Source organism: Paenibacillus sp. JJ-100 (assembly GCF_948329825.1).
Classification (GTDB): domain Bacteria; phylum Bacillota; class Bacilli; order Paenibacillales; family Paenibacillaceae; genus Paenibacillus.
Map to the genome: position 1 here is coordinate 297,079 of NZ_CAOJCM010000002.1, position 11,534 is coordinate 308,612.

At 42.1% G+C, this 11,534-nt stretch carries 12 protein-coding genes; 2 read left to right on the plus strand and 10 right to left on the minus strand.

Annotated features, from left to right (window positions below):
• Positions 1-6: 6 nt before the first annotated feature.
• Complete coding sequence (locus PQG66_RS07935; protein ID WP_272037054.1) at positions 7-579, minus strand: 5' nucleotidase, NT5C type; 573 nt, start codon at positions 577-579, stop codon at positions 7-9.
• Positions 580-752: 173 nt separating this feature from the next.
• Between PQG66_RS07935 and PQG66_RS07940 the strand changes: the two genes are divergently transcribed.
• Positions 753-1,772, plus strand: coding sequence for a hypothetical protein (locus tag PQG66_RS07940; RefSeq protein WP_272037056.1), 1,020 nt, complete (start codon positions 753-755; stop codon positions 1,770-1,772).
• A gap of 182 nt (positions 1,773-1,954) precedes the next feature.
• On the opposite strand, the gene PQG66_RS07945 is transcribed toward PQG66_RS07940, so the two are convergent.
• The 4 genes from PQG66_RS07945 to zwf form a co-directional block, all read right to left on the minus strand.
• Positions 1,955-3,058: a metallophosphoesterase gene (locus tag PQG66_RS07945; protein ID WP_272037058.1), complete on the minus strand. Its 1,104-nt coding sequence runs from the start codon at positions 3,056-3,058 to the stop codon at positions 1,955-1,957.
• A 295-nt stretch (positions 3,059-3,353) separates the two neighbouring features.
• The gene (gndA, locus tag PQG66_RS07950) at positions 3,354-4,772 is read right to left on the minus strand and encodes an NADP-dependent phosphogluconate dehydrogenase (protein WP_272037060.1); all 1,419 of its coding nucleotides are present in this window, start codon (positions 4,770-4,772) and stop codon (positions 3,354-3,356) included.
• A gap of 62 nt (positions 4,773-4,834) precedes the next feature.
• Positions 4,835-5,500, minus strand: coding sequence for a fructose-6-phosphate aldolase (gene fsa, locus PQG66_RS07955; protein ID WP_272037062.1), 666 nt, complete (start codon positions 5,498-5,500; stop codon positions 4,835-4,837).
• A 31-nt stretch (positions 5,501-5,531) separates the two neighbouring features.
• Positions 5,532-7,055 (minus strand): glucose-6-phosphate dehydrogenase, encoded by a 1,524-nt coding sequence (zwf, locus tag PQG66_RS07960; RefSeq protein ID WP_272037064.1) that lies wholly within the window; start codon positions 7,053-7,055, stop codon positions 5,532-5,534.
• Positions 7,056-7,167: 112 nt separating this feature from the next.
• Here zwf and PQG66_RS07965 point away from each other — a divergent pair, with 112 nt between their 5' ends.
• Complete coding sequence (locus tag PQG66_RS07965; RefSeq protein ID WP_272037066.1) at positions 7,168-8,052, plus strand: LysR family transcriptional regulator; 885 nt, start codon at positions 7,168-7,170, stop codon at positions 8,050-8,052.
• 120 nt (positions 8,053-8,172) lie between these two features.
• Here PQG66_RS07965 and PQG66_RS07970 read toward each other — a convergent pair whose 3' ends face one another.
• The 5 genes from PQG66_RS07970 to PQG66_RS07990 all read right to left on the minus strand — a co-directional run bounded on the left by PQG66_RS07970 (position 8,173) and on the right by PQG66_RS07990 (position 11,533).
• The gene (locus tag PQG66_RS07970; protein WP_272037072.1) at positions 8,173-8,853 is read right to left on the minus strand and encodes a hypothetical protein; all 681 of its coding nucleotides are present in this window, start codon (positions 8,851-8,853) and stop codon (positions 8,173-8,175) included.
• Positions 8,854-9,040: 187 nt separating this feature from the next.
• On the minus strand, positions 9,041-9,607 hold the full coding sequence (locus PQG66_RS07975; protein ID WP_272037073.1) for a cupin domain-containing protein: 567 nt from the start codon (positions 9,605-9,607) through the stop codon (positions 9,041-9,043).
• Positions 9,608-9,788: 181 nt separating this feature from the next.
• Positions 9,789-10,331 carry a hypothetical protein gene (locus PQG66_RS07980; protein ID WP_272037075.1) on the minus strand — a complete coding sequence of 181 codons (543 nt, stop codon included), beginning with the start codon at positions 10,329-10,331 and terminating at the stop codon, positions 9,789-9,791.
• Positions 10,332-10,410: 79 nt separating this feature from the next.
• Positions 10,411-10,782: a hypothetical protein gene (locus PQG66_RS07985; RefSeq protein WP_272037077.1), complete on the minus strand. Its 372-nt coding sequence runs from the start codon at positions 10,780-10,782 to the stop codon at positions 10,411-10,413.
• Between the two features lie 19 nt (positions 10,783-10,801).
• Positions 10,802-11,533, minus strand: coding sequence for a hypothetical protein (locus PQG66_RS07990; RefSeq protein ID WP_272037079.1), 732 nt, complete (start codon positions 11,531-11,533; stop codon positions 10,802-10,804).
• Position 11,534: the final 1 nt, after the last annotated feature.

The following is an 11,534-nucleotide window of genomic DNA, read 5'->3' on the forward strand; positions in this document are numbered from 1 at the left end:
GCAACGTCAACTTCTTACAGCAGCACGTTGTAAAATTTTATCAATAATGGCCTTCGCATTTTTCCAAGAAGACATTTGAGGGATATCGTATTGCTCAAGCTGTTGTCTGTTCCACGGATGCGGGATGCAGATTACTTTTCGCCCACTCTCCAAAGCGGGAATCAGATTATGCGGACCATCATCAATCAAAAGATCGAAGGTCAGCAGCTGTTTACGTTTGCACGTAATAAACTGTTCTATTGTAATGAAAGGCACGTGCATCTGCAACCAGTTCCATTTCTCCATGACGGTGCTCGGCTCTGCTGCCGTGACTATGATAAGATCATAAACTTCATTCAGCTTCCGTAACTCTTCTACAACATATTCATCATAAAGCTCAAGTTCCTCAAACAGACCTGGTCGCCCGTAAAACACCTCATGTGTACAGTCTGGGTGACGCAAATGCCTTGTGTCCCAGTGCACCATATCTTCATATTGAAGCGGATGGGTCGGGAAATTTATATTGTTATAATAAATAGCGCGCTTAACCAGATGACAGATCGTGTCATCCATATCCACGGCAATAATCGGTTTTTTCATCGTTATTCCTCCCTGATTCCAACACAGTATATCATTTCATCTATGAATGAGTCATTCTTTTTACACGACCTTTTTTATAACTTTGTGCAACATTCCCGTTTTTATCCACGTTAATAGTAATAACAGTCAATCTTATGGTTTATATTTACACTTACTTAACAGGAGGAATTACCTTGAAAAAATTTTTTTCTATGACCGCAGCGATCACATCCATGACACTATTGTTATCCTCAGCACCTGCTGTTTTGGCAGCATCACCCTCATCTTCTACGGTTCAAGAGGTGCAAAACACACTGAACCTTGATCAAAAAGTAACGAAAAAATTAACTGATGCCATCACAGCGGTTGCTGGGAAACAAACCATTCAATTCACTTCTGCAGATACCGCCTTTGATGATAATTGGATAATTAATGCTACGTTGACAGGCACTGCGGAGGCTGATGTCAGTCTACACTATGATTCCAAAAAGGGCATAGTTACTTCCACAATGATCTCTTACAAAGCCGATGATCTTGATAAGATCATGGGTCAAGCTTTGAGCAAGAAAGTAGACTCTTTTCTGAAATCTTTTGATAAAGACAACAAATTCGAAACTGAAGCTTTTTGGCGGGTAAAACAAGACGTGAACGACGGTGGACTCAAGAACTATTGGGTCATCTGGGGTCCTAAACAAAGTCTATACATTGATGTAGATCGTAACAACCAAATATCTGCAAGTATTCAATACAAAATAAAGGACACTCAGGCGGCGCTGACCAATAAAGCCCGTAACTCCCTTAAAACACTAGGTATTTCAGAATTGAAATCTTTTGACTATGCAAATCTTACTCAAAAAGACAAAGACACACTATGGAAATATCAAGATGACAGCGATCTGAATTATGTACTTATAGGAAGCAAAAGCGGGAAAGTATGGAAAGTTGCTAACGAGCTTGGTAAGGACTGGAACAATGATGTGGATTTCAAAAAGTCTTTTGCCAAACCAAAACTGACTAAAAGCAAAGCTCTCTCTGTTGCAGCACCTAAAGTTAAATCTATATTCGGTCTTCAACTAAAAGGATATAGCGTGGATATCAAAGATAATGAATACACTTTCAAGAAAAAAGGTGCCGCTACACTGATTGGTAAGATCAACAAAAAGGGTGCATTCTATTCATTCGAAGCTTTCTCAGCAAACGGCGTACGGAATTAAATGAAAATTTACGTGGCTAGATCCCCAGTTTTTCTAACCATCTGAGCCAAACAAAAAAGCCCCCTTCCTAACAACAGGTTTGCTTGCAAACCTGTGTTAGATGGGAGCTTTTCTTCATATTGTGTACCTCAAAGATAGCTTATAGCTTATGAGTGAGTCTCTTCTCTCCTGAAGGGACTGTTTTATTGTTCAAAGGTTACGATAATCTGTACAATCTCGGAACGGCTACTTGTCCGGATTGGCGGTCCCCAGAAACCGAAACCTGAAGTAACAATGGAATGCATCGAGCCCTTCTGAAGGTAGCCCCAATCATTCTCATAGATGGCTTGCGTGATAAACTGAGCAGGCGCAATCTGACCCCGATGGGTATGACCAGATACGACCAAATCGACTTTGTTCTGCTCCGCAATATCCAGATCATACGGTTGATGATCCATCATAATCACCGGCTTACTCAGATCGGCATTTTGCATTAGCGTGGATACATCTGCCCGATCCTTTTCCGTCCGATCCTTACGTCCGATCAAGGTGATTTTGTTATCTAGCTCAATTTGGTCATCATACAGCACCTGCATATTACTTTTCTCCAATGCAGCAATGATCTCCTCGACAGGTCCATCAAACTTGTCATGGTTACCTAGTGAAGCATATACGCCATAAGTAGCTTTGATTTCACGGATAATATCCGCAATACCGCTCTCTTCATACATGGCCAGATTGTCATCAATCAGGTCACCGGGATATAAAACAAGATCCGGCTTGAGGGCATTAATCTCCGCTACCATACGTTCGGCATGGTTCGGTCCAGACAAGAGTCCGAAATGCATATCCGCAGCCATGACAATGTTCAGTTTGTCAATCCCTTCTACTTTTTTATCAATCTGGATGTTATATTGTCTGACTACTGGACTATACGCATTAAAAATTCCATATCCCATTGTAGATATGAGCACCACTAGTGTAACTACACCCGCCCATTTGTGGGCGTGATGTCTAGGAATGCGGGTCAAGCGCAACAACCACAGCGTCAGGTGTACAACTGGCAATATGAGCAATAATAGAGAAAACACTGCTAGCCAGTAGGATCCGATGACACCGAGAAACGATATACTGCCAAACATTCGCGCCAAAATAAAGGAAACAGCCAGAAATACAAGGGCAACAATATATAACCAGCGAAATCTGGCCGCCACAACGGGCTTCATCCAGCTCCAACCACTCCAGCCTATGTAGAATACTAATAGTCCATATACAAGCAAAAACAGGATCCCTATGAATACAAACATGCCTAGCTTAACCCCACCTTCAAAAAGTTATGTACTGCAATTTTAACGGATTCAAATCCGTCTGAATTAGTATAACGTAAATCCAGGGAACCCAGCATCTTTTGTGGGCTTCAGATACGTCCATTTTATAACAATTTGATGATATTTAATTTTAAATTAATTAGTTGAAGACCCGTTACTTCGTTTCCTCACAAAAAAAGCATATAATCTATAAACAAAATCGAAAACACCCCTGTACTTATTCCTTGAGTGTATTCAAGGAATAGGTTACAGAGGTGTCTTATTTCTTTCTTAATTACTCATTGTTCTCCATCCATTGGAAGTGGAATGAACCTTCTTTGTCTACACGTTGGAACGTGTGTGCACCAAAGTAGTCACGTTGTGCTTGCAGCAAGTTTGCTGGCAAACGCTCTGTGCGATAGCTGTCGTAGTAGGACAACGCGCTGGAGAAGCCTGGTACCGGAATACCTTGTTTCACCGCAGCAGCTACCACTTCACGCCATGCATCCTGGTAGGATTCCACGATGTTTTGGAAGTATGGATCAAGCAGCAGGTTTTTCAATTCTGCATCTTTGTCGTATGCTTCCTTGATGTTTTGCAGGAACTGTGAGCGGATAATGCAACCACCACGGAAGATCATCGCAATGTTACCGTATTTCAGATCCCAGCCATATTCGTCAGATGCGGCACGCATCTGCGCGAAGCCTTGAGCGTAGGATACGATTTTACTTGCGAACAGCGCTTTGCGAACATTCTCAATGAACGCTTTTTTGTCACCCGAGAATGCTTCTGTTTTAGGTCCGTTCAGGATTTTACTTGCAGCGATACGTTCCTCTTTCATGGCAGACAAGAAACGGGAGAATACCGATTCCGTAATCATGGACAATGGTACGCCGAGATCCAGTGCGCTTTGACTTGTCCATTTACCTGTTCCTTTTTGTCCAGCAGCATCCAGAATCACATCAACCATCGGTTTACCTGTTTCTGGATCATACTTAGAGAAGATGTCTGCCGTGATCTCGATCAGATAACTGTCGAGTTCCCCTTTATTCCAATCTGAGAAGATTTCATGTAGTTCTTCTACAGATACGTTCAATACGGATTTGAGCAAGTGGTACGCTTCACCAATCAACTGCATATCCCCGTATTCGATACCATTATGCACCATTTTCACGTAATGCCCCGCACCGTCAGGTCCGATATACGTACTGCACGCATCATCGCCAACTTTGGCAGAAATCGCCGTCAGAATTGGTTCAACCAACTCATATGCACTTTTCTGACCACCAGGCATAATCGCTGGACCTTTCAGAGCACCTTCTTCGCCACCGGATACACCTGCTCCAATGAAGCGGAAACCTTTGGCTTCCAGCTCCTTGCTACGACGCTGTGTATCAGGGAAGTATGCATTACCACCATCGATGATGATATCACCTTGATCCAGATGAGGAAGCAATTGCTCAATCGTTGCGTCAGTTGCTTTACCTGCTTGTACCATGATCAGAATTTTGCGCGGGGATTCCAGTGACGCTACGAATTCTTCAATAGAAAACGTACCAATGAGGTTTTTACCCTCTGCTTCTTTCAGAAGATCATGTGTTTTTTCAGGTGAACGGTTAAATACCGACACCGAGAAGCCCTTGCTCTCAATATTAAAAGCCAGATTTTTCCCCATTACTGCTAGTCCAATAACACCAATTTGCTGTTTACTCATTTTGTCCTCCATTACGTCATAAATTATGTTTACTTCTTATTTATATCTAAATATACAGCTGCTTATTGCACCGTTTTCTTCCAATCAGCAGCGAATTTTTCCATCCCTTGATCTGTTAACGGGTGTTTGGAAATTTGTTCGATCACAGCAAATGGTACTGTTGCGATATGTGCCCCAGCCATAGCTACACGTGTAACGTGATCCGGATGTCTTACAGATGCAGCAATGATCTGAGCATCCAGTTGATGTATGCGGAACAACTCAGCTACTTTGGATACCAATTGTACACCATCCTCTGAGATATCGTCCAAGCGTCCAAGGAACGGAGATACATAGGTTGCTCCAGCACGAGCTGCAAGCAAAGCCTGATTCACAGTGAAGATCAGTGTAACGTTTGTTTTAACACCTTTTTTAGTCAAATAACGGCAAGCTTCCAGACCTGCCAGTGTCATTGGCAGTTTAATGGTGATGTTTTTGTCGTTGTTGTTGATTTTAATCAATTCATTTGCTTGTGCAATCATTTCTTCAGCAGTCAGCGCGTCTGGTGTAACTTCTGCGGACACAGACTCCACATCAGGCACAAGACGAAGAATTTCTTCAATGCGGTCTTCAAACTTCACGCCTTCTTTAGCTACCAGAGAAGGGTTTGTTGTTACCCCAGATAATACCCCAATTTTATATGCTTTCTGAATGTCTTCCACGTTAGCTGTATCAATAAAAAATTTCATGATTAAATAACCTCCTGAATTTTTTTTATTTTCACATGTTGCCATTAACGGCTAATGGAACATCACTAGAAATCTCGGAAGATTGGTCCAATGGCTCATCAAACCACCAGTGGTGACCTTCCGCTTCAAGCATGGCATCCGACTCCGCTGGTCCATAGCTTCCTGCAGGGTATAAGTGAAGAGGCAGCAGATTTTCATTAAATGCATCCAAGATTGGCTGCACCCAAGCCCAGGATAACTCAACTTCATCCCAGTGTGCAAAGAATGTTGGATCACCATGCAACGCATCGCGAATCAAGTTCTCATAAGCCTCTGCCAGATCTCCCTGATTTGGAGCAAGATCAATATGAACCGGTTTGAATTCACCTTTGTTATCAGGATCACTCGCGTTCAGCTGCAGTGTCATCGTTTGATCTGGGCTCATTTCAATGACAAGCAAGTTTGGCTTCGAACCGTTGTTCTTGATCAAGTTCCCCTGCCCTGAAGGTTCTTTGAACTCAATCACGATTCTTGTGGATTTCTCCTTCATTCTTTTACCCGTACGGATGTAAAACGGAACACCTCTCCAGAAAAAATCATCAATTTGCAGCTTGGCAGCAATAAACGTGTCATTCATGGTGTTCTCAGCAACGCCAGGTTCATCTCTATAGGCGTGCACCGGTTTTCCTTGAATGCTACCTGCAGCATACTGTCCGCGAATAATACTTGCACCAACAGTCTGCTTTTGCAATGGCTGAATAGATTCCATAATGTGTTTTTTCTTCTGTCCCACATTTTCGGAAGTGCTGTTATATGGAAGCTGAATCGCCATCATCATAAGCAATTGCAGCATATGATTCTGAAACATATCACGCACAGCACCTACATGATCATAATAGGATGCGCGCTCTTCGACGCCAACAGTCTCATTCGCCGTAATTTGCACATTAGAGATGTAACGGTTGTTCCAGAGAGCCTTCATAATCGGGTTGCTCTGATGAAGCGTCTCCAGCTTCTGCACCATTGGTTTGCCCAGGTAATGGTCTATGCGATAGATCTCTTCCTCTGTGAACGACTCACTCAGTTTGCGGTTAAGATCACGGGCAGATTGTAAATCATGACCAAACGGTTTCTCGATGACAAGACGTTTCCACCCTTGTGTAGTGCCTAGTCCACTCGCCTGGATATTCTCGGCAATAGGTTCGAAGAATTCTGGACCAACGGAGAGGTAGAACAAACGATTGGATGGAATGCCCAGTTCAGCCTCTCTTTGTTCCACCAACTGCAGCAACTTTATATAATCTTCCTTATGTGTGATATTCAATACACTATAGCGGAAAGCTTTTACAAATGATTTAACGGATTCATGGTCTCCTTGACGTCTGGAAAACTCATGTAAAGATTTTTCCACTTGTGCTTGGAAAAATTCATCCGACCACTCTCTGCGGCCCATGCCGATCAGGGAGAAAGTTTGTGGAAGCTTTTGCTCAATATATAAATTATATAGGGCTGGATATATTTTTCTTTTAGCTAAATCACCAGTAGCACCAAATAAAACAATCGTTGTTGGTTCCATCTTTCCATGCTCCTTCCAAGTAACTCTGGTTTCTTTGTTGTAGTTACACTATAATACGTTTTATAGCTATACAAGTAATTAATATATTTCACAGGAGCTATAGACGATATCTATGACAACAAATTATGAACTATATAAAGTCTTTTATTGGGCCGCCAAAACAGGCAGCCTGACTCAAGCCGCCAAAGCCCTTTACATCACACAACCAAGCGTCAGCCATGCCATTAAACAGTTGGAAGATAATTTTGGTCTCACCCTGTTTTATCGAAATTCCAAAGGAGTCTCGTTGACTCAGGAAGGCGCCAGTCTGTATTCCTATATTGAACAATCCCAGATTTTGATATCCCTCGCAGAGGAAAAGATGGCTGCACTGAAAAATCTGGACAACGGGGAACTCCGCATCGGTGGTAGCGACTCCCTATTCAAACACTACATGTTATCGTATTTAGAGGAGTTTCATAATCAGTACCCTCACATCAAATTGCATCTAAGCCATGGAACGACACCAGAGGTCATTACGTTTCTGAAGGAAGGCAAAATTGATCTCGGGGTTGTTCGCATGCCCATCGTTGATCCGCAATTGGAAGTGCGGGAGAGCATTCAGCTGAAGGATTGTTTTGTTGCTGGTGAACGGTATGCCCAACTAAAAGGAAAAGTGCTCACCCTTGAGATGCTGCTTGAACACAAACTCATTCTGTTCTCCCGGAACAGCCGGGTACGGATGGCAATTACAGAACTATTCAACAGTTATAATTACACGTTAAAACCAGAGATTGAAGTCGGCAGTGTTGATCTGCTCATTGAATTTGCTCGTCGTGGTCTGGGCATCTCGTATGTCACGCGCGAATTTATTTCCAAAGAACTAGAAGAAGGTTCCCTTTTCGAAATACAACTAGATGTTCCTCTTCCCCCTTCTCATGTCGGGATTATGACCAAAAGGAACATGCCTATCTCTTCTGCAGCCAATCGCTTCATGGAACTTATTTTCAAAGGATAACACGTTGTCTGAAACATGATAAATAGCCTCAGGGTGCCTTGAAGTCCCTTGAGGCTGTTGGTATTTTCGCTTCCTATTGACAAATCGATCACTCACCACTGACTACATGTGTTTTAGAGTTTAAGATTCCTCCATTTGCTCCAGCTCTTTCAATCGATCTTTAATTCGTTGTGGAATAAGCTCAAAGAGCTTGTCCCATGTCATAAACATCTCTGGTTGAAGCAAGTACTCTTCAAACTGCATCGATGGTACAAACGCCTTGGTTTGCAAATATCTCTTAACCCGTGCATCGATCTGTTCGCTTGTCTGGAAAAAAGGCGCAAACATTTCATTTACAAGCAAGCCGTCACAGCCCGCTTCGACTCCTGTTGCACTATACAAATTCGGTAACAACTCAAACACAACTGGTAGCGGCGAGAAAGCGTGTTTGCCAGGCTGTGAGTATAGACATACATGCTCTCCAACCAGATTAACCCTTTCTTTTAACATCCCTCTCAATACCCTGCCATGAAAGCTGGCTTCACAGTCCACAACCTCCCCATCGTGTCCCACATATACCCATACATGCTCCATTTCATAAAGATGTCCAATCTCATAATCCCACCAAATCGCATACTCAATAACATACTGTACCATCTCAGAAGGAAAGATTATCTCTCTTCGAAAGGATGGGGACGGTCCAGGATGATCAAGCAGAGATACACCAACGAGATCCGGATAAAATGGTTCATTTTGATCAAACATGAGGATCGGTGCATAACTCATTGCTACTTCCAACCAGTTTTCTTCTGTTATAGTCATGAATCATATCCCCCATTCTTCTTGTGATACTTCTATAGTAACAGAGAGGAGGTAGATCGGGTGTACGCAAAGGCAGATAAAAAAAACCTGTAACCAAAATACTTCAGATACAGGTTTTCTAGTCCGGTTTGAATTACGATAAAGTATCGGAACTTTAGAGTTGATACAGATTTACGGAGTGATGAAGTTAGCTCTTGGAAGCTTGAGTGGAGGCGTCAGAAACGGAGGAATCACATCCAATATTCGGGCCTAGGATCTTATCATTTTGGATAGAAGCAACCGCTCTGGCATAGGCTTCTTCATCCAAGCAGTAAGCGCGGTGAGCCACCTCCGGAGGTGTCACTGCCAGGAAATCTGCTCCAAATACAATATCCGGTGTCGGTTGATCAAATATAGTGAGCACATAAACACCATCAGTCTCCGCAACAAACCAGTGGAACCAGCCTTTAGGAAAAACAACCACCTGTCCGGGTTTCAGCCGATATGTGATTCGTTCACGTGTGAATGGATTGAATACCGATGCTGTAATCTCACCGCTGATCACCACAACCGTTTCTGTAACATTGGTGTGCCAATGGGGCTGCACAATAATGCCTTTGCTCAGGTATACATTAAAAAATCCATTCTTAATGGTTGGCAGCTGCTCTCCAAATAGCTGTGTTACGAAGTTGTTCTCGTCTCTCCTGTAATTCACCACAGCATTCGAATCTGCAGCAAGCGGAACGTTTGGAGCTTGCAGGAACGGATTCATCATCAGTTTAATTCTCCTCCTTAGGTAAACATCTCGTTGTTGTAATGTATGCTTAGACTTGAGGAGATAATACTGTACCCGTTCCTTCATACGGAATGTTGCGATCCGCAAAGGAGTCTTGTTCTTCATTTGAATAAAAAGATTATCAGACTGTTACAGTTATTAATGTGTAACATACCATGGATTAAGACTCGACTGTCGTACCGCAGTAATCACAATCCGTGAACTGATTCCGGTACAAATTTACTTTTGCTCCACACCCCGGACAAGTCATTGTCACTTTTCTTGGTGGCTCTTCAACCTTTGCTTCAGCCTTTTTGTCAGGCTCTTCCTCATGATAGGTATTATTGTTAATATTAATCTCTGTATAACTGACTGAATTATTATTTGTATAGACCACTGTGTTACTGCTGTAATTCGAGTAGTTACTTGTACTCGGGTAATCATTAGAATAGTTATTGGAGAAGTCATTTGAGTAGTCATCTGCATGACCAAGCTCCTCACCTAAATCAATTCGTGAGTACCCTCCGTAATACTTTTGTTGAGAAACCTTCTTTTTCCTGAGTAATTTATTTGCAAAGAATATAAAAACAAACTCTAAGATGACGAGCCCTATAAATGTAATCGGATCACTTTTGATCTGTTTGTGATTACCCGCATTAAAAAAGGCAATAGGCATTCCGATTGCGTAAATCAAAAATATCAGTCCAAAAAACTTTCTTACCATGTTGTCTCCCCCAAATAAACACCTTCTAAGTGGTTTACATCATTGTGGAGAATGGCTGCACTTGGCGGCATACCCACAACTACGAGATTCTCATCGTTGTCCCGCAATACTCACAATCGGAAGCCAAATTAGGATATACCTTAACTTTGGCCCCGCAACCCGAGCAATTAACCGAGATCGGTTCCTGTGGCTCGTCATCATAATCATCCTCATACTCGTACTCGTAATATTCTTCATCTTGATCATAATGTTGATAATATCGATCCAATTCTGGACGAGGTTTAGGGCGAGCACACATTTTTATTCCGGTAACAAACACAACAAGACCGGGGATAAAAAATACCACGACACTAAAAACAGCTAAATCAGTACCCTCAGATATCATTAATATTGACATTAAAATCGTTATAGATGAAATGATGATTAAAATAATCCCAAAAAAACGTTTCACTTTTCTCCCCCTAATCAGTTCAAGATTTCATCGCAAGAATTTGTTGATTTCTCTCTAATAGACGAGATTTTATGCTAGATATTTGCGCAGCCAAACGTTCTTTATTTAGATGCTCTCCAGCAGCAAACTGTGATTGCACCTCATCGTTCAACAATTCAATCTCAATCAAAATCTGATGATCTGTATATTCCATTGAAGCTGGAATAACCGGATCACTATACTTTACCAGCTCAATAATGGATTCAACGGATTTCCTCTCCTGAATGGACTGGTTCCCCAAACTATTTAGCAATTGTTGTAAAGCTTTCTGAATGGAGTACAGACCGGCTGCGTTCAATTGTTGACTGGTTTCATGCTGTCTTGCCGACCGAATATAGATCCATACGATAGCACACAACATAAAAGTCAAAGCCGCCGTTACTGCATGTAACAAAATAAACCAGCGTAATACATGATCAGCAAAACCTACAAAAAGCGCATAGAAAATCACACATAGCAAATATATGGCTAAGATGACTCCAATTGCAGTGTAACCCGGAACAAATTGTTTAAAGCGTTCCATATTTCGCATGACATAACGTACAAAGATCCACAGACTCGTAATCGCTACATAAGTCGCAATAAGGCTGATCCAGAAGGCGATGGATTGATAGCCGTCACTATACACCGTAAAAGAAATCATCGAGCTGATGACCAAACACACGACATAGATTATATCTGCAATAAGAAGATTGCTTCGTTTCATAATCACG

Excerpts from the sequence above, each read along its gene's own strand:
- PQG66_RS07935 (WP_272037054.1), bottom strand. The coding sequence starts at position 579 with ATGAAAAAACCGATTATTGCCGTGGATATGGATGACACGATCTGTCAT.
- PQG66_RS07945 (WP_272037058.1), bottom strand. The coding sequence starts at position 3,058 with ATGTTTGTATTCATAGGGATCCTGTTTTTGCTTGTATATGGACTATTA.
- gndA (WP_272037060.1), bottom strand. The coding sequence starts at position 4,772 with ATGAGTAAACAGCAAATTGGTGTTATTGGACTAGCAGTAATGGGGAAA.
- fsa (WP_272037062.1), bottom strand. The coding sequence starts at position 5,500 with ATGAAATTTTTTATTGATACAGCTAACGTGGAAGACATTCAGAAAGCA.
- zwf (WP_272037064.1), bottom strand. The coding sequence starts at position 7,055 with ATGGAACCAACAACGATTGTTTTATTTGGTGCTACTGGTGATTTAGCT.
- PQG66_RS07965 (WP_272037066.1), top strand. The coding sequence starts at position 7,168 with ATGACAACAAATTATGAACTATATAAAGTCTTTTATTGGGCCGCCAAA.
- PQG66_RS07970 (WP_272037072.1), bottom strand. The coding sequence starts at position 8,853 with ATGACTATAACAGAAGAAAACTGGTTGGAAGTAGCAATGAGTTATGCA.
- PQG66_RS07975 (WP_272037073.1), bottom strand. The coding sequence starts at position 9,607 with ATGATGAATCCGTTCCTGCAAGCTCCAAACGTTCCGCTTGCTGCAGAT.
- PQG66_RS07980 (WP_272037075.1), bottom strand. The coding sequence starts at position 10,331 with ATGGTAAGAAAGTTTTTTGGACTGATATTTTTGATTTACGCAATCGGA.